Below are 19390 nucleotides of genomic sequence, written 5' to 3'. Positions count from 1 at the left end.
TCAACTTCCAAAATTTCCTTTTTTTATCTCTATGAACGTGCGCATCTAACAAAAGATGCAATTTGTAGTCTATAGAGAGACTCGAACTGCCGACCTCTACATTATCAGTGTAGCGCTCTAACCAGCTGAGCTATGGGACTGTCCCTACCACTCTTAGTACTTCGTACCAAAAGAAGTATTATATATCATTAATGTGGAGACTTGCTTCTTTTAACTTACAGATTGATATCATTATATTAGAACGAGGTGTCGGGGCCTTCAAAATTCTTAGGTCGACGCTCTAGAAAGGAGGTGTTCCAGCCGCACCTTCCGGTACGGCTACCTTGTTACGACTTAGCCCTAGTTACCGATCTTGCCCTAGGCCGCTCCTTACGGTGACGGACTTCAGGCACTCCCAGCTTCCATGGCTTGACGGGCGGTGTGTACAAGGCCCGGGAACGTATTCACCGGATCATGGCTGATATCCGATTACTAGCGATTCCAGCTTCACGGGGTCGAGTTGCAGACCCCGATCCGAACTGTGACCGGTTTTGTGGATCCGCTCTGCGTTACCGCATGGCTTCCCGCTGTACCGGCCATTGTAGCACGTGTGTGGCCCATGACGTAAGGGCCGTGATGATTTGACGTCGTCCCCACCTTCCTCACGGTTTGCACCGGCAGTCCCGTTAGAGTCCCCGACATGACTCGCTGGCAACTAACGGTAGGGGTTGCGCTCGTTATAGGACTTAACCTGACACCTCACGGCACGAGCTGACGACAACCATGCAGCACCTTGCAAATTGCCCGAAGGAAAAGGTATCTCTACCCCTGTCAAAATGCATTTAAGCCCTGGTAAGGTTCCTCGCGTATCATCGAATTAAACCACATGCTCCACCGCTTGTGCGGGCCCCCGTCAATTCCTTTGAGTTTCATTCTTGCGAACGTACTCCTATAGGTGGGATACTTATCACTTTCGCTTGGCCGCCCAGGCCTCAAGGACCCGGACAGCTAGTATCCATCGTTTACGGCGTGGACTACCAGGGTATCTAATCCTGTTCGCTCCCCACGCTTTCGTCCATCAGCGTCAGTATATAGTTAGTCACCTGCCTTCGCAATCGGTGTTCTATGTAATATCTATGCATTTCACCGCTACACTACATATTCCGGCAACTTCACTATAACTCAAGACCGACAGTATCAAAGGCAATTTTACAGTTGAGCTGCAAACTTTCACCACTGACTTATCGGCCCGCCTACGGACCCTTTAAACCCAATAATTCCGGATAACGCTCGGACCCTCCGTATTACCGCGGCTGCTGGCACGGAGTTAGCCGGTCCTTATTCTTACGGTACCGTCAGTAAGCTACACGTAGCTCTTTTTCTTCCCGTATAAAAGCAGTTTACTACCCATAGGGCATTCTTCCTGCACGCGGCATGGCTGGATCAGACTCTCGTCCATTGTCCAATATTCCTCACTGCTGCCTCCCGTAGGAGTCTGGTCCGTGTCTCAGTACCAGTGTGGGGGATCCCCTCTCAGGGCCCCTACCCATCGCGGTCTTGGTGAGCCGTTACCTCGCCAACTAACTAATGGGACGCATACTCATCCCCTACCGTAACCTTTAACTATAAATACGATGCCGTAATATAGTACTATGTGGTCTTAATCCAAATTTCTCTGGGCTATCCCACAGTAGGGGGTAGATTGTATACGCGTTGCGCACCCGTGCGCCGGTCGTCAACATCTAGCAAGCTAGACTTGTTACCCCTCGACTTGCATGTGTTAGGCCTGCCGCTAGCGTTCATCCTGAGCCAGGATCAAACTCTTCATCGTTGTTTCATTATATATTATAAGTCTATCAACCTTAGGTTTTTCCCGGCCCCGACTCTCATCCTAAAACAAAAATCTTTCTGTATGTTGTTTTCGTAATTCTATCGGAACAAAAAAGTTTCCCTCTTTATCCCTTTTACGCTGTCTCCACAATATGTCAAATGAACTTCTATATTCCTGACCGGTCTCCCGGTAACGCCTGTTAAACATGTTACTGTTTGCCTAAGCGGCTGCAAATATACAACTGTTTTTTAAACCGGCAACTTTCTTTTGAAAAAAATCAAAATCTTTTTTCTCGGTGACAAAAACAATATCTTACAAGGAACGTTTACTCTTTATTAACCCTAACCTAACAAACATCTTCATACCTGTTTAGCGGGGTGCAAATGTAAGACCCTTTTTTAATTCTCAAAGAGTTTTTAGAAGAAAAATAAAAGTTTTTTTTAAACCTCTTGTTTTCAACAAATTACATATACCCTAAAAAAGAGCGGTCTTAAAATTAAAACTTTTTATTCACTCTCACAAGCTTCACACACCTCTTTCACTCTTAATATTTTATTAATTTTTTGTTTACACATAATTCATCAACAGAATTCAAGACTACACCTACTACTATAGATATAGAAAGATACTATGCTCATCGATTTACTTAAAAACCATTTCCCTATTATATAGGAAGTGATAACCCAGAAACTTAAGTCTTATATATTGTATGGCTTGTGCCGGTATACTATCTTTGCATCCTTATTACAAAAAATGGGCATGATGAAAATTACATTACCGGACGGAAGTATTAGGGAGTATGCAAAAGGAAGCACTCCTATGGACATTGCCAAAAGTATTAGTGAAGGTTTTGCACGAAACGTAATTTCGGCAAAATTTAACGATACGGTAGTAGAAACCGTCACCCCTCTTAACGAAGACGGATCACTAGTTCTTTATACTTGGAAAGATAAGGAAGGTAAAAAAGCATTTTGGCACTCTTCTTCACATATAGTTGCACAGGCTCTTGAAGAATTATACCCTATATATAAAATTAACCATTGGCCCTGCTATTGACAACGGGTTTTATTATGATGTTGATTTTGGTGAGCACACCCTTTCTGAAAAAGACTTTTCTTTAATAGAAAAAAAGGCATTGGAAATTGCTCGCGGTAAGCATGACTTTAAAATGCGCCCTATATCTAAAGCTGAAGCCCTATCTTTATATAAGAGTCAAGGAAACGAATTTAAGGTAGAACTTATAGAGAATCTTGAAGACGGTACAATTACCTTTTGTGACCATGATACTTTTACAGATTTATGTCGTGGTGGCCACATACCCAATACAGGCATTGTAAAAGCTATAAAAATTTTAAACGTTGCAGGTGCTTATTGGCGAGGAGACGAAAAGAAGCCTCAGCTAACAAGGGTTTACGGGATTTCTTTCCCGAAACAGAAAGAACTTACGGAATACCTTGCTTTAATAGAGGAAGCAAAAAAGCGTGACCATAGAAAACTTGGAAAAGAGCTTGAACTTTTTGCATTCTCAACGAAAGTTGGCCAAGGCTTGCCATTATGGCTACCTAAAGGTGCTGCTCTAAGAGAGCGCCTAGAGAATTTCCTTAAGAAAGCACAAAAGAAAGCAGGTTACGAAATGGTCATTACACCGCATATTGGTCAAAAAGAGCTTTATGTTACTTCTGGCCATTATGAAAAGTATGGTGCTGACAGCTTTCAACCTATTCATACTCCAAAGGAAGATGAAGAGTTCCTGCTAAAACCCATGAACTGCCCTCATCACTGTGAAATATATAACGTTCGCCCATTTAGCTACAGAGAGCTACCAAAAAGATATGCGGAATTTGGTACAGTGTATAGGTATGAACAGAGTGGTGAACTTCATGGCCTTACAAGAGTTAGGGGTTTCACACAAGATGACGCTCATATTTTCTGTACTCCCGACCAATTAGATCAAGAGTTCAAGAATGTAATAGACCTTTCTTTATATGTATTAGGTTCATTGGGTTTTGACAACTTTACCGCTCAGGTATCCGTAAGAGATTTAGATACTCCAGAAAAGTATATTGGATCTGTAGAAAATTGGGAAAAAGCAGAAAATGCAATTATTAATGCAGCCAAAGAAAAAGGTCTTGATTATGTGATTGAAAAAGGCGAAGCAGCTTTTTACGGTCCAAAATTAGACTTTATGGTGAAGGATGCCCTTGGTAGACAATGGCAACTAGGAACCATTCAAGTAGATTATAATCTACCAGAACGTTTTGACCTTACGTATAAAGGCAGCGATAATGAGTTACATAGACCGGTAATGATCCACCGTGCACCCTTTGGTAGCATGGAACGCTTCATCGCCCTGTTACTAGAACATACAGGAGGAAATTTCCCATTATGGCTCATCCCAGAACAAGCTATTGTATTGCCTGTGAGCGAGAAACATGAAAAATATGCGGAAAAAGTTTTAAAATCCTTAGAAAATGACGAAATTCGCGCCCTTGTTGATGCTCGTAATGAGACAGTCGGCAAGAAAATACGTGAAGCTGAAATGAATAAAATTCCTTTTATGCTAATCGTCGGGGAAAATGAAGAGGCTTCGAATACTATTTCTGTCCGCAGACATGGTGGTGAAGATTTAGGCTCTATTTCCCTTGAGCAGTTTTCTGACTTGGTAACTACAGAAATTAACAGTACCTTAAAGTCGTTTTAAAAAAAATAAGTTTAACTAAAAAGAATTAGTCATAGCAATACGTAAAAGATTTAGGCCCCAACCTAGGAGGGAAAACAAAAACCCTCATAAAATCAACGAGAAAATACTATCACCTGAAGTAAGGTTGGTGGGTGACAACGTTGAAGTAGGTGTATACCCTATAAGGGTAGCTCTAGATAAATCGGAAGAAATGGGTTTGGATTTGGTTGAAATATCACCAGATGCAAAACCACCGGTATGTAAAATTATAGATTACAAAAAGTTTCTTTACGAACAAAAGAAGCGTGAGAAAGTCATGAAGTCCAAGGCTACTAAGGTGATCGTAAAAGAGATCCGTTTTGGGCCTAACACGGATGATCATGATTACGACTTCAAAAAGAAGCATGCTGAAAAGTTCTTGCAAGATGGTGCCAAGTTAAAGGCATATGTATTCTTTAAAGGACGTTCTATAGTATATAAAGACAAAGGTGAAATTCTACTTTTAAAACTTGCCCAAGATTTAGAAGATTGGGGAAAAGTAGAGCAGTTACCAAGATTAGAGGGTAAACGTATGACAATGTTTATTTCCCCTAAAGCTAAAAAATAAATGTAACATAGTTTTATGCTATGTTAACAAAAGAGATACTGACTTCTGTCCGCTATTTGCGGACAGTTTCAGCATAAATAAGTGAGATTCATATAAATAGGAAAAATGCCTAAACAGAAAACAAAATCGAGTGCCAAGAAGCGTTTTAAGCTTACCGGTACTGGTAAAATTAAAAGAAAGCACGCTTTTAAAAGTCATATTTTGACTAAAAAGTCTAAAAAGCGTAAGCTTAGGTTAACACATGACGGCTTGGTTCACCAGGCTGATGTTAACAGTATTAAAGAACAATTACGTTTAAAGTAAAAGTTCTTTCGGTAAAAAAGTATTAACCCTGGAGTTAGGCTCACAAGTGTACTAATAAAAGTACCGCCTACTACAAAAATTTAAAATTATGCCAAGATCAGTAAATGCAGTTGCTTCTAGAGCCAGAAGAAAAAAGGTGATAAAGCAAGCCAAAGGTTACTTTGGAAGACGTAAAAACGTTTGGACAGTAGCCAAAAATGCGGTAGAAAAAGCAATGTTATATGCTTACCGTGATAGAAGAAATAAAAAGAGAACTTTTCGTGCTCTATGGATTACTCGTATTAATGCGGGTGCTCGTGTACACGGATTGTCTTACTCTCAGTTTATGGGAAAATTAAAAGCTAACGGAATTGAATTGAACAGAAAAGTTCTTGCAGATTTAGCAATGAATCATCCTGATGCTTTTAAAGCAATCGTAGACCATAAGGTTAAATAAATTAAGAATATATCTCACTTATAAAAAGCCCGTTACACTTGTGTAGCGGGCTTTTTTATTCCCCAAAAGCAGTAATCACAAGGTTTCTTCCTGAAGCATGGTTTCTATGCTCACATAAATAAATCCCTTGCCAAATACCAAGATTCAACTTTCCTCCCGTTATTGGTATTTGTACGGATGTACCCATCAAAGACGCCTTAATATGGGCAGGCATATCATCTGGCCCTTCATAAGTATGAATATAATACGGCGCATTTTCTGGTACCATTTCATTCATATGACTCTCAAAATCTGTTCTTACGGTTGGATCTGCGTTCTCGTTGATTGTTAAGCCGGCAGATGTGTGCTTTATAAATACCTGACACATGCCAGTTCTAATAACACTAAGTTCCGGAAAAGCATTTAAAAGCTCTTCTGTCACGAGATGAAAGCCACGCTTACGAGCTTTAAGTTTTATTTCTTTTTGAAAAAATTTCATAAATTTTATATATCAAATAAATGTAAAACTTTCTAAATACGAACCCTAATTAAATTACGAACAGATACCTTTGCTTCTTCTAAAAAATACACATGGATCTATCAAAGGTAAAAATGGTTGTCACAGATATGGACGGCACGTTATTGAACTCTAATCACGAAGTAAGCAATCGTTTCTTTGAGCTCTTTGAGGAAATGAAACAGAAGGGTATCATTTTCGTTGCCGCTAGCGGTAGACAGTACCATAGTATTGTAGACAAATTAGAGCCTATTAAAAATGACATCATAGTAATTGCTGAAAATGGTGGTTTTGCTATGAAACAGGATACAGAACTTCTGGCTACCCCTTTACCAAATGAATCTAAAAATACGGTTCTTAACGTATTGGATACTATTAAAAATATACATCCCGTGCTTTGTGGTAAACATAATGCCTACATAAAAAGCGATTCTAAAGAGTTTGAAGCAAAGCTTAGGGAATATTATACCGATTATAAGGTTGTTGATGACCTAAAAGATTTTGATGGTGAAATACTCAAAATTGCCATTTATCACTTTGAAAGCTCCGAAAAATATATTTATCCTTCTGTGGCTCATCTAGAAGATAGCCTGAAAGTAAAAGTCTCTGGAGAGAACTGGGTAGACATCTCTAGTCCTAATGCACATAAAGGCTATGCGCTTCAAAAGGTTCAGGAGCTGTATAATGTGACTCCTGAAGAAACTATGGTTTTTGGAGATTACAACAACGACCTTGAAATGCTTGCCCTTGCTCATTTCAGTTATGCAATGGAGAATGCACATCCTAATGTAAAAAAGGCCGCAAATTACCTTACCGACAATAATGACAGTTTTGGTGTTGAGAACGTTTTACAGTCAATGCTTAAAGCAATTGACCTTAAAAAATAAATAATCTAAAGCGGTGCACCAAGCAATGAACTTGGCAAATATCCCATAGTCTTTTTGAATGCTACGGTAAAATGCTGTGGATTAGAATACCCAACCTCGTAAGATGCTTGAGCAATTGTGAGGTTTTCTTGTAGAACAAGCATTCTTGCTTTTTCCATACGTAATTGTGTAATGTATTTAAAAATAGTAGTTTGATGTACTTTCTTGAAGCTACTTTTTAATTTGGTTGTATTAAAGCCAGCAATTTCAGACAGCTCTTTAATTGTCAACTTTTTCTTTAGGTTCATTTTTATGTACGATACCACCCTTTCAATTGCCTCATAGTCCAAACTAGGCAACTGAGGCTCTCCTATTTTACCCATACAATTTTCTCTTCCTAAAAATGCTTCTATCAATAAACAACGTGTTTGAGATTCAATATAACTGACTCTAGCATTTCCCCGGTAAGGGCAATTCAAAATTTCAAGAAGTAATATTCTTAGTTTTTATGGTATTGGCTGACCATTATTCCATAGACATTGTGGATGCTTTCCCGAAGATTCTAAAAAATGCCTAAACACAGAATCATGTTCACTACCCAATAAGTCTTTAATAAAATCCCTAGTAAAAAATACTTCTACAGAAACACACTCTGTCCCCTTAAAATTTACCGTTCCTAAAATGTTTGGCCATTGCACAAGGTTATAATAACCCGACTTTATCCCTACCGTAGCTTGTCCTTCTGCACTAGTAAATTTACAATCACCTTCTAATAAAAAGTGAATACCATAACAGAAATGAGCATTTTCATATTCTCCAGCAGCCAAGTTATCCAAGGTCAAATTTCTTAATTGGACAGTAGCTCCCCCATTTTAAGCTCTTGCTGTCTTCCTTGGTCTTTCTCTTCTAATTCATGTATTTCAGCTATAGCTACGTTTTTACTCCCCAATGTTCTGGAGGTAATACTATTACCAACCCTATGTTTCTTATATGGAAAAAGGCCTATTCTCATTAATTCTTAATTCGTAACTAAAACTTCTCTTTGCGTTATCCTTAGCTGAAATCCTAGATTAGTTTTGCAAAGGTATTTATTTAGACTAAATCTTAATAAAGATAACCGCTTTTTTTAAACCGATGAAAAATTTACTCACCTCTTTCCTGCTTATAGTTTGCATATCTGCTCAAGGCCAAGAAGCTTATGGTACAATATCCGGAGCCATAAACGATGCTTCAGAAAACCCTTTGCCATTTGCAAATGTGTTAATCACAAGCCTGAATCGTGGTGTTCTTACTGATAACAATGGAAAATACTTTATAGATAAGGTACCTCTAGGAAAACATGAGATTTTGGTTTCGTTTATCGGCTATGGTACGCGTACTAAGGTTATTGAAATTAATGATTCGGACACCAACCTTAAGGTAGATTTTCTCTTAAAAGAAACAATTGAGAATTTAGATGAAGTAACAGTACAAGGTAAAACCAAAGAAACTCAGATAGAAACCAAAGGCTTTGCCGTAAATGCTATAAAGACAGAGGAGGCCAGTCTGAGAAATATTCAAACAAACGAATTATTAAACACTACTGTTGGAGTTAAAATACGTCAAAATGGAGGTTTAGGCTCTGACGTTACTTATAGTTTAAACGGATTATCAGGAAACTCAGTCCGTATTTTCATAGACGGAATTCCTATTTCTACCTATGGTAATTCATTTAACTTAAACAGCATCCCTCCTTCAATGATCAAGAATATTGAAGTTTACAAAGGGGTTGTTCCAGGACATCTGGCAGACGATGCTTTAGGTGGAGCCATCAACATAGTGTTACATAATGATGCCAAGACCAATTTCAATGCTTCCGTCTCATATGGGTCGTTCAATACTTTACAAACTAGCGTAAACGGGCTTTATCGCTTTAAAAAATCAGGATTTACAGTTAAAGCTTCCCTTTTTCATAACTATTCAGATAATGATTATAAAGTATCGGGCAGAAGTGTAGTGGTTACGGGTTTGGGAGGTGTACAGACACCAATTACTGCTAGAAGGTTTAATGATGCCTATAGGTCTACAGGCGGAATGGCTCAAATAGGTTATACCGATGTAAAGTGGGCAGACCAATTTTTCATTGGCCTTACCGGTTCAGATGATTATAAAGAGGTACAGCATGGTGCTTTTATGACCATTACTCCTTACAAAGGTAGATTCTTAGAGTCCGATGCTCTGTTAGGTAGTTTAAATTATCATAAGAAAGACCTCTTCACAAAGGGACTTGATGTTAGTGTTCATGGTTTGTACGGCAAAAGAAACCGCGCTGTTAACGATACTGTTTCATGGGCCTATAGTTGGACCGGGGAACGCGCTGTTGATTTTAGGGGGAATGAATATCAATATACTTGGGGTTCACAACAAGAAGGCGGCCCTACCCTAGCCAAAATCAAAAGAAATGTAGCATCGATCAGAACCGGAATTTCTTATGCTATTAATGACAACCACAAGGTGTCAGCTAATCATGTGTATAGTGGTATTGACCGAGAAGACAGTGATGCTTTAAGATCGGTATTGGAAAATACATTTCTGGGAACAAGAGATTTGGATAAAAACATATACTCCTTAACCTATGAATTAACAGCTTTTGAAAAAAAGCTAAAAGCTAGTTTATTTTGCAAGCATTATCAACAAAAAACAACTAGCATTGACCCTGCTATAGAAACAGATGTTGATGGAAACGATATTGTTATAGACGAAATTGTAAGCAGCAATAAGAATTATGACGGTTACGGATTTGCTGCTTCTTATGCTATTATCCCAAATATTACACTTCTAACTTCAGCCGAAAAAGCTATCAGGTTACCAAATGAGACTGAGGTGTTTGGTAATGACGGAGATAACGTAGTAGCCAACTCTAGCATTAATCCTGAAAGTAGTAATAACTATAACTTAGGCTTTAGGTTTGGAAGTTTCAAAATCAAAAAGCACGATTTTACCGTATCAACCAATGTCTTCACTCGGAATATTAAAGATAGAATTGGTCTGCCTATTGAAACATCTCTAAATGTAGATGATGAACTCATTGTATATGTAAACCAAGGTAGTGGTACATCTAAAGGAATAGACGCGCAATTAAATTACTCTTATAACAACAACTTTGGGCTGAATTTTAATGTTTCTCGTTTCGATTTAAAAATCGTCAATCAAGGAATAGAGATAGACGTACCCAATACCCCATTCTTTACTATGAACGGTGGCTTACGCTACTCCTTTAAGAATGTGGTTCAAAAAGAATCGCAATTACATCTATTCTATAATGTCTATTTCACTGATGAATTTTCATTTTTAACAGCACAAGGAACTAACACCGTTGGAAATGAGTTTTTTGAAGTACCCCAGCAAATAGCACAAGACTTTGGACTTAGCTACACTTTCCCAAACAAAAGATTTGTGATGAGCTTTGACATCAAAAATATTTTTGATGAACCCGTTTACGATAATCTTTCTGTACAAAAGCCATAAGAGCCTTTTACTTAAAACTGAATTACGCAATACATAAATTTTAAACTTTTAAATACTACCGAAAATGAAACGAACTTTTCTAAACTTAAAAACCTTTGCTACCATCATTTTAACAGCTGGTCTCATGACCGCTTGTAGCAGTGACGATACAGTACCTACACCAGAACCAGACACTGAAGAACCGGATATTGCAGAACCAGAGGAACCAAGATGGATTACTGTTGCTGGAGCTAAAATGGGAGATAATCCTGGTGATGGTAATGGAGGAACTTTAATTTATTCTGTAACCAGTGATGATGCCAAAGACCCTTCTGTATCTATAGAGCCATTTGAAAATGGATTTATAGCTCCTTCTAATAGAACAGCTAGATTACAGTCTTCTGAAGATGGAAATACTATTTTTAATATCAGCTACGCAGGAGATACTGGCGGAAACTATACCAAATATACCGTGGAAGGTGGGCACACTTTTACCCCAATAGGATCAGAAGTGAGTATTGCTCCTTATGTAGGTACAGCTCCACGATGGATAAAACTATTTGATGGCGACCAAACGGGTGCTGCAGTATATGTATCAACAGAAAATGAGTTTGATGAAAACGACAAATACACTCGTACAGAAGCTACTATTGGCGTAGTAACTTTAGACCTAGTGAACTCTTCTATAAAAGAATTCCAAGAGCATAGTATTCCGTTAAGCGCTGAAGAGGAAGCTAATGGCTATTACATTTCAAGAATTGATATGCCTACATTAAATGCGGCTGGCGATAAATTATATATAGGTGCACGTTTAAGTAAAGTGAACCCCGATACTGCTGAAAGCGATAGTGATTATGAAATTTTAGGTTCTAAAACCATTGTTTTAGACTACCCTTCTCTACTTAATCCTTCAGTAATTACTTCTACTGTAGGACATGGAAATACAAATGGATATCGAAGTATTAATGCTTTCCTTTATGAAGGAAGCGTTTATCAAGCGAACCAAAGTGATCCTGAAGGTTCTCATATTTTAAGAATTGGAGCTGATAATACATATGATGATTCTTACGAATTTAATTTAAATGATGCTTTAGGTGTAGAAGGTGCTTATATCCTTGCTTGGAGACCTGCCGCAAATGGCAAAGCGGTTATCGCTTATCGTCACGATGGATCCGCCGAAGGGGTAGCGGGAGCGCAAGGATTTTTCGCTTTAGCAGACTTGACCGCCAAAACAGCACAAAAAATTGATGCTATTCCTTATGATCCTGATTTCTATCTATTCCAATACCAAGGCTTTGTAGTTGATGGAACAGATATTTACCTTACCCAAGGTGCCGTAGGTCAAAACGGAAATATTTATGTGGTGGATACCGAAACAGGAGAAGTTACCAAAGGTGCGGAATTAGTAAACGTAGCGGGAAGTCACTTTATCGGTGCTTGGTAAACCTTTAAAATATTAGCTTATACATGCCATTATCGGGCTTATGGCCCGGTAATGGTTTTAGCAATTAAGAATCTCAATTTATAAGAACATGAAAAAAAATATCACTAGAACTTTTATCTTAGTTCTCAGCTTTGCACTTGTTTCTTTAAGTGCGATCGCCCAGCGAAATGCACCAAAAGATCCAAATCCTTTTTTAAATAAGGACTACTGGGAAAAACAACCAAGTATTAGTAGCATTCAAGCTACAATGAAAGATGGTCATTCGGTTACCCAAGCCAACAGAGGTGGATTTGACGCCACTACTTTTGCCATTTTCAGTAAAAATCCTATCAGCACCATTGAGTTTTTAATGGCGCAGGGCAACGATATAAATAAACGAACACACGATTCACGTACCTATGTTTTTTGGGCCGCATCTAGTGGTGACCTGGATCTTGTAAAGTATTTGATAGACAAAGGTGCCAAATTAGACCTTGTTGATTCCCATGGGTACGGACCTATATCTTTTACCGCTGCAACGGGTCAGCAAGATTTTGCCATCTATGATGCATTTATCACCGGTGGTTCCGATTTAAAAAAGAGAAAGACCACCATGGCAAAAATGCCTTATTAGTGGCTATTGGAAGAGCTAAAGACTTGAAAATTGTAGATTATTTTATTGAGAAAGGTTTACCTCTTAATAGTGTAGATGACCACGGAAACGGGGCATTTCACTACGCTGCACAAGGTGGAAACATTGCTATTCTTAAGGAATTGGTAGAACGCGGTGTTTCAACTTCAAAGAATGAATCTACTGGAGAAAATGCTATTTTCTTTGCAAGTAAAGGAAGAGATGCCTCAGCTGAACTTTTCAAGTATTTGGAAGGACTAGGTATAAATGCTAATGTAACTACAAAGAAGGGAGAAAATCCTTTGCATAATTTAGCTAAATCGTCTAAAGATATTTCAATTTTTGAATATTTTAAAGCAAAAGGGGTTGATTCAAATGCAATAGATGAAGAAGGCAATACGTCTCTTTTGAATGCAGCTGGAAGAAATGAACTTAAGGCTGTAAAATACTTTGCCGAAAAATCTGATGATATTGACCATGCTGATAAAAAAGGGCAAACTGCATTGGCAATAGCGCTTCAAAACAATGGTGCCGATGTAGTGACTTACCTTATATCCAAAGGAACTGATGTAAATATAAAAGATAACAAAGGCAACAATTTAGCTTCTTACCTTTTTGGTAGCCGAGGTAAACCACGTGATTTTGATACCAAGGTTACCGCATTGCAAAACGCAGGTTTTGATTTTAAACAATTACAAGCTGATAACAGCAGTGTTTGGCATTTAGCGGTATCCAAAAACAATTTAGACTTGCTGAAAAAAGTAAGTGCGTTTGGTGCCGACATCAACGGTAAGGACAAAGATGGAAACACTCCATTGCATTACGCCGCCATGAAAACTGAAAATGCCGAAATATTAAAGTATTTAATCACTAACGGAGCGGATCTTAAATCTACTACCGAGTTTGGTGAAACCGCACACGATTTGGCCAGTGAGAATGAGCTATTGGCTCAAAATAAGGTTAATCTTGAATTTTTAAACTAGTATTCTATGAAAAATATAATAGTAAAGACCGTTGGAGCGCTGTGTTTAGCTTCTACCATTTTCGTATTATCTTCTTTTATAAAAGAACCCGAAGTAAGCTATAAATGTATGATTCAAATGACTAACTACACTGGCGAAAAAGCTTATGTAGTGGTTTCATTAATCAATCCTGAAGGGAAATATGAAAAAACACTTTACGTTCAAGGAGATGATAAAGAATGGTTTCCTGATTTAAAGGAATGGTGGAAATTTAGCGATGGCACTAAAGAAAACGTTGATGCCATTTCAGGTGCTACCATTGGTAACGGCGAAAGAAATATCATTTCTTTGGGTTTTAACGCTTCACATCTAGATGCGGGCTATAAAGTTCGTTTTGAATCTGCGGTGGAAAATCAAGAATATTATACAGTAGATGCGGAAATTGAACTGAATTCGGCTACCATAAAAGAGAAAGTAGACGGTAAAGGTTACATCCGTTATATAAGAATGGTACCTAACAGATAGTTTTTATGATTGTATCGGTATGGAGGTATAGCCATTTACTATTTGCCATTGCCTCTTCTGTTTTTCTTTTGATTGCATCGATTACCGGTGTTATTCTAGCAGTAGAACCAATTTCCAACAAAATTGAACCCTACAGCATTTCCGGGGCCGATGAACTTTCCTTGGCGGAAACTCTAGAGCATATCAATACGAAATATGAAGAAGTACTGGCAGTAACACGGGACCGGAATGGTTTTGTGAGTGCCACGGTTATCGTAGATGGAAAAAATGAAGAATTTTATATTAATCCCTTTACCGGTGATAAATTGGGGAGCCCTATTCAAAAAAAGCCCCTTTTTCAATTTGCCACCAACCTCCACCGATCTCTTTTTCTAAAATCCACGGGGCGTTTTCTAATAGGATTCGCCTCATTTTTACTAATTCTCATTAGCATTTCGGGTATTGTACTTATTGCTAAGAGGCAAGGCGGATACAAACAGTTCTTTGCACCCGTTGTCCGTGAAAATTTTTCCCAATACAATCATGTTGTATACGCTAGATTTTCTTTAATCCCACTGTTAGTATTAGCAATTACAGGCGTATACCTTTCTTTACTTCGTTTTGATATTATTCCGGATTCTCAAGTATCACTACAAGTAGATTTTGATTCCATTCAGGAAGAACCTTTTAAAGAATACACGGAATTCGATTTATTTAAAAATACACCACTTTCCGAACTACGTGAGCTTGAATACCCTTTTTCTGAATTTGTTGAGGATTACTACATCATCCGTTTAAAGGATAGAGAACTATATCTCAACCAAATTACCGGAGATGTCCTTGCCGAAGAAAAATATCCTACAGTACAGGTTATCTCTTCTTGGGCTACGGTATTGCACACCGGTGAAGGAAGTATTTTATGGTCAATCGTACTCGGTTTGGGAAGTTTAGCAATTCCCTTTCTAACCGTTACCGGCTTTATCGTATATTTTAAAAGACCTAAAACCAAGATTAAAAATGAGCATTCTAAAAATGAAAGTGACTATGTGATTTTGGTAGGTACCGAAGGTGGTACTACGCTTCAATTTGCTCAAGAGTTACACAAACAGCTTTTACTATTGGGCAAAAAAAGTCATCTAACATTAATGAACCAATACGCCCATTTCAATAAAATGGAGCATTTAGTGGTCATTACGGCTACATACGGACAAGGAGAAGCACCGGCATCTGCCGAAAAGTTTATACAATTGGTCAAAAAGAATCCCCAAAAACAGGCTTTTGATTTTAGCGTAGTGGGCTTTGGATCTACCGCCTATCCCAATTTTTGTCAGTTTGCTTATGAAACCCATGAAGCTTTAAAAGAGGAAAATAACAGTACTGCTCTACAAGAAGTCTTTACGGTTAACGACCAATCTTTTGAGTCCTTCAACAATTGGTGTTCGGTCTGGTCCGAAAAAATGGGGTTACCTATTCATCTGGAAAAGCCAAAATTGGTTACCACTTCAAAACCTGCCTCCACTTTTAAAGTCATTCATAAAGCGGAACTACCTGAAGACGACACCTTCCTTTTGAGTCTTAAAAACCTGAATGGGTCAAAACCCGTTTCAGGCGATTTACTATCGGTCGTACCAGCCAAAGGAGAGCGTGAACGCTTATATTCCATAGGAAAAGTGAATACGGATACACTTTTAATCAGCATCCGAAGACACGAAAAAGGATTATGTTCCAACTATTTACATCAACTGGAACACAACGAAAAACTTACTGCCACGGTAGTAAACAACCGAAATTTCCACTTTCCGAAGTACTCTAAGAAAATGGTATTTATAGCTACTGGAACAGGTATTGGTCCTTTTTTGGGAATGATACAGGAGAATATAAAAAGAAAAGAAATTCACTTGTATTGGGGTGCACGAACAAAAGATGCGTTCAACCTTTATAAAGATTACATTGAAACGGCACTACAAGAAGGTAAATTGACCAATTTTAAAACCGCCTACTCTCGCCAACAATCTGAAAAAATATACGTGCAGCACTTAATTCAAAGAGATAAAGAACTGTTTTTAGAAGTTCTAAAAAAGAAGGGGTGTATTATGATTTGCGGATCCATTGCTATGCAAAAAGAAGTTTTAGAAGAACTACAGCTGCTCAGTAGCAAATACCTTGATAAAGACTTAAGCTACTATCAAAACCGAAGACAGATAAAGATGGATTGTTATTAAACCAATGACATTAAAACTCTATTTACGTCTTCTGCTTCTTCTTTCTGGCGGCAGGAAATAGCACATTATTTAATATTAAACGATATCCAGGAGAATTGGGATGCAGCTCCAGTTCCGTTTTTGGGTCCCCTACTCTATGCTGGTAATCTTCTGGGTCGTGCCCTCCATAGAAAGTAAAAAAACCTTTGCCTTTAACTCCGTGAATATATCGCGCTTCACCATTCAGTTTATTTTCTCCTAAAACCATTACCGTTGGCTTTACTTCATCTCTATTAAAAGCAGTGGTTTGCCCCATGAAACCCTTTACCAATGCAGTATGATTTTGACAAAGCATAGTAGGTACAGCATCCCATTTAGCTGAAAAATCCATTAACGAAAAATAGTCGGACTCTTTGGGTACGTTACCGCGCTTACTGGTCATATCAATTGAAGAGAATTCATATTTAAGCGGATTTCTTTCCAAGGTGAAATCAGTGAATGCAAAAGTCTTGCTATAGTTTAACTTACTCTGGTAGTTTGCATCAGAAGGGTCATTATCAAACATTGGTTCGCAAATATCAACCCCCTCAGCGGAAAGTGCTATATCAAAACTATCTGTAGCAGAACACATGGCGAACATAAAACCACCACCAATAACATATTTTCGTATTTTTTGAGCTACCGCTCCTTTCTCTTCCGATACTTTTGAAAATCCATGCTCACTTGCCAATGCTTCAGCAGATTGTTTTTGTTCAATGTACCACGGTGCTGCTCTATAAGCTCCATAAAATTTACCATATTGGCCCGTGAAATCTTCGTGATGCAAATGCAACCAATCATAAAGCGCTAGTTTATCTCCTAGAACTTCTTCATCATAAATGGTTACATAAGGAATCTCCGCATAAGTCAAAACCATAGTTACGGCATCATCCCAAGGTTGATTTCCTTTTGGAGAATAAACGGCAATTTTAGGTGCTTTTTCAAGAATTACTGCATCTTGATTTTTAGAAGGACTACTGATGTCCGTTAAAATACTTTGAGTTTGACTATCGGATAAAATTTCGAAGGAAACGCCGCGTATCTGACATTCTTTACGAATGACATCTCCATCAGGAAGTAAAAAAGAACCGCCTCTATAATTTAGAAGCCACTGTACTTTTTGTTGTTTGCTTAAAACCCAATAGGTAATTCCGTAAGCTTTCAGATGATCCTTCTGCCCGTCCACATCCATAGGAATTAAAATGGAAGATGCGCAAACTTGCAAAACACCAATAAAGATGAAAAGAGTTGATAAAAGGGATTTCATCATATGTATAGCTCTTTGATTTTCTCTAAAGATACTTGAAAAAGTGCGCTATTTATGGCGGCCAAAGTTAAAGCTATTAGAAAACTACCTGATTTTTTTGATATACCCTTCCATTAAAATGGCACATCATTATCCTCATCTGCATTCAAATCATTCATAGAGCTACCAAAAGCTTGGTTAGCATCCGGTAGATTTTTCGTAATAAACGGATTATCCTCGTTCTCGTTCATTTTAGACTGAAACTCAAATGGAGAATCAAAATCATCCAAGTTATCAAACTTACCAAGGTTACCGATAAACTTCAGACGAATGTTCTCAAGACCACCATTACGGTGTTTTGCTACAATAAACTCTGCCTGACCCTGTGTTGGGCTTCGTTCTTCATCATCCCATTCATCAATTTTATAATATTCAGGACGGAAAATAAACGATACAATATCCGCATCCTGCTCAATTGCACCAGATTCACGTAAATCTGAAAGCAATGGTCTTTTACTTCCTCCACGCGTCTCTACCGCACGAGATAACTGGGATAAAGCAATTACCGGTATATTCAATTCTTTTGCCAGTGCCTTTAGGTTTCGCGAAATAGTAGAAATCTCCTGTTCACGGTTCCCCCTTTACTAGTACCACCGGCGGTCATTAACTGTAAGTAGTCAATAATTATAATCTTAATATTATGTTGTGAAGCTAAACGTCTAGCCTTTGCACGTAAATCAAAAATGGATAACGACGGGGTATCATCAATAAACAAAGGTGCCTTTTCTAACGCTTTTACTTTTACGTTTAATTGCTCCCACTCGTGTTTTTCTAATTTACCAGTTCTCAGCTTTTCAGATGATAGACCGGTTTCAGAAGAAATTAGACGGGTTATTAACTGCACGGAAGACATCTCACAAGAAAAGAATGCTACACCTTGACCACCATCTACGGCAATATTCCTTGCCATAGATAAAGTTAAGGCCGTTTTACCCATACCAGGACGTGCTGCTACAATAATTAAATCACTAGGCTGCCATCCAGAAGTTAGCTTATCTAGTTTATCAAAGCCGGTAGCAATACCGCTCATCCCCTCTTTGTTGGAAATTTCTTCAATCTTTTTCTTAGCCTGAATCACAAGATCCATGGCTGTTTCCGCGGACCGTTTTAAGTTACCTTGTGTAACATCGTAAAGTTTAGACTCAGCACTATCCAAAAGGTCAAAAACGTCTGTAGATTCATCATAAGCCTCTTCAATAATCTCATTTGAGATTTTAATTAAGCTTCTTTGAATATACTTCTGAAGTATAATACGTGCGTGAAACTCAATATGCGCCGAAGAAGCTACTTTTTGAGTCAATTTAATAAGGTAAAAATCACCTCCAATAGTATCTAACCGTCCGTCTCTCTTTAATTGAGAAGAAACCGTTAATAAATCTACCGGCTCTGAACTTTCGAACAGTTTAAAAATAGCCTCGTAGATGTGGCGGTGGGCATCCTTATAGAAAACATCCGGGTGTAGGATATCTATCACTTCATCCACACCTTTCTTATCTATCATCATTGCACCAAGAACAACCTCCTCTAAATCAACAGATTGCGGCGGTATTTTACCACGCTCTAAATTGATTAGGGTAGATTTATCTATTTTTCGGGCAACGACCGGATTAATTTTTTCCATTTCACGAAATTATGCAATT

General features: G+C 38.2%; 14 protein-coding genes, 1 rRNA gene and 3 pseudogenes. 11 read left to right on the top strand and 7 right to left on the bottom strand.

Annotation, left to right across the window (positions count from 1 at the left end; all coding sequences use genetic code 11):
* Positions 1-284 precede the first annotated feature (284 nt).
* Positions 285-1810 (bottom strand): 16S ribosomal RNA (locus tag Q5W13_RS15295).
* Between the two features lie 759 nt (positions 1811-2569).
* On the opposite strand from Q5W13_RS15295, the pseudogene thrS reads away from it, so the two are divergent.
* From thrS to rplT, 4 genes and pseudogenes are all read left to right on the top strand, one after another.
* Positions 2570-4511: pseudogene (thrS, locus tag Q5W13_RS15290) on the top strand (threonine--tRNA ligase).
* A gap of 91 nt (positions 4512-4602) precedes the next feature.
* Complete coding sequence (gene infC / locus Q5W13_RS15285; protein WP_304446519.1) at positions 4603-5097, top strand: translation initiation factor IF-3; 495 nt, start codon at positions 4603-4605, stop codon at positions 5095-5097.
* 105 nt (positions 5098-5202) lie between these two features.
* Entirely contained in the window at positions 5203-5400 is a 198-nt protein-coding gene (gene rpmI, locus Q5W13_RS15280; RefSeq protein ID WP_138115992.1) for a 50S ribosomal protein L35, read from the top strand.
* An 88-nt stretch (positions 5401-5488) separates the two neighbouring features.
* Entirely contained in the window at positions 5489-5836 is a 348-nt protein-coding gene (rplT, locus tag Q5W13_RS15275; protein ID WP_304443586.1) for a 50S ribosomal protein L20, read from the top strand.
* A 55-nt stretch (positions 5837-5891) separates the two neighbouring features.
* On the opposite strand, the gene Q5W13_RS15270 is transcribed toward rplT, so the two are convergent.
* Positions 5892-6314 (bottom strand): secondary thiamine-phosphate synthase enzyme YjbQ, encoded by a 423-nt coding sequence (locus Q5W13_RS15270; RefSeq protein ID WP_304443585.1) that lies wholly within the window; start codon positions 6312-6314, stop codon positions 5892-5894.
* A gap of 92 nt (positions 6315-6406) precedes the next feature.
* Between Q5W13_RS15270 and Q5W13_RS15265 the strand changes: the two genes are divergently transcribed.
* Positions 6407-7219: an HAD family hydrolase gene (locus tag Q5W13_RS15265; protein WP_304443584.1), complete on the top strand. Its 813-nt coding sequence runs from the start codon at positions 6407-6409 to the stop codon at positions 7217-7219.
* 5 nt (positions 7220-7224) lie between these two features.
* On the opposite strand, the gene Q5W13_RS15260 is transcribed toward Q5W13_RS15265, so the two are convergent.
* The 3 genes from Q5W13_RS15260 to Q5W13_RS15250 all read right to left on the bottom strand — a co-directional run bounded on the left by Q5W13_RS15260 (position 7225) and on the right by Q5W13_RS15250 (position 8210).
* The gene (locus Q5W13_RS15260) at positions 7225-7614 is read right to left on the bottom strand and encodes a helix-turn-helix domain-containing protein (RefSeq protein WP_304443583.1); all 390 of its coding nucleotides are present in this window, start codon (positions 7612-7614) and stop codon (positions 7225-7227) included.
* 90 nt (positions 7615-7704) lie between these two features.
* Complete coding sequence (locus Q5W13_RS15255; protein WP_304443582.1) at positions 7705-8040, bottom strand: hypothetical protein; 336 nt, start codon at positions 8038-8040, stop codon at positions 7705-7707.
* A gap of 5 nt (positions 8041-8045) precedes the next feature.
* Positions 8046-8210, bottom strand: a complete 165-nt coding sequence (locus Q5W13_RS15250) for a hypothetical protein (protein ID WP_304443581.1) — start codon at positions 8208-8210, stop codon at positions 8046-8048.
* A gap of 64 nt (positions 8211-8274) precedes the next feature.
* On the opposite strand from Q5W13_RS15250, the pseudogene Q5W13_RS15245 reads away from it, so the two are divergent.
* The 6 genes and pseudogenes from Q5W13_RS15245 (at position 8275) to Q5W13_RS15220 (ending at position 16426) form a co-directional block, all read left to right on the top strand.
* Positions 8275-10749 (top strand): annotated as a pseudogene (locus Q5W13_RS15245) (TonB-dependent receptor).
* Positions 10750-10769: 20 nt separating this feature from the next.
* A complete protein-coding gene (locus Q5W13_RS15240) occupies positions 10770-12128 on the top strand; it encodes a DUF4374 domain-containing protein (RefSeq protein ID WP_304443580.1) in 1359 nt (452 codons plus the stop codon).
* An 88-nt stretch (positions 12129-12216) separates the two neighbouring features.
* Positions 12217-12741 (top strand): ankyrin repeat domain-containing protein, encoded by a 525-nt coding sequence (locus tag Q5W13_RS15235; RefSeq protein WP_304443579.1) that lies wholly within the window; start codon positions 12217-12219, stop codon positions 12739-12741.
* Positions 12741-13721: an ankyrin repeat domain-containing protein gene (locus Q5W13_RS15230; RefSeq protein ID WP_304443578.1), complete on the top strand. Its 981-nt coding sequence runs from the start codon at positions 12741-12743 to the stop codon at positions 13719-13721. Before Q5W13_RS15235 ends, Q5W13_RS15230 begins: the two co-directional genes overlap by 1 nt.
* Positions 13722-13727: 6 nt before the next feature.
* Positions 13728-14225 (top strand): DUF2271 domain-containing protein, encoded by a 498-nt coding sequence (locus tag Q5W13_RS15225; RefSeq protein ID WP_304443577.1) that lies wholly within the window; start codon positions 13728-13730, stop codon positions 14223-14225.
* Between the two features lie 5 nt (positions 14226-14230).
* A complete protein-coding gene (locus tag Q5W13_RS15220; protein ID WP_304443576.1) occupies positions 14231-16426 on the top strand; it encodes a PepSY domain-containing protein in 2196 nt (731 codons plus the stop codon).
* Between the two features lie 22 nt (positions 16427-16448).
* Here Q5W13_RS15220 and Q5W13_RS15215 read toward each other — a convergent pair whose 3' ends face one another.
* Positions 16449-17711, bottom strand: coding sequence for an asparagine synthetase B (locus Q5W13_RS15215; RefSeq protein WP_155595507.1), 1263 nt, complete (start codon positions 17709-17711; stop codon positions 16449-16451).
* A 113-nt stretch (positions 17712-17824) separates the two neighbouring features.
* Positions 17825-19371 (bottom strand): annotated as a pseudogene (gene dnaB / locus Q5W13_RS15210) (replicative DNA helicase).
* Between the last annotated feature and the right edge of the window lie 19 nt (positions 19372-19390).

Source organism: Zobellia laminariae (assembly GCF_030553095.1).
Lineage (GTDB): Bacteria > Bacteroidota > Bacteroidia > Flavobacteriales > Flavobacteriaceae > Zobellia > Zobellia laminariae.
Note: the sequence above shows the minus strand (reverse complement) of the source record. Positions and strands in the feature narration are given on the sequence as shown.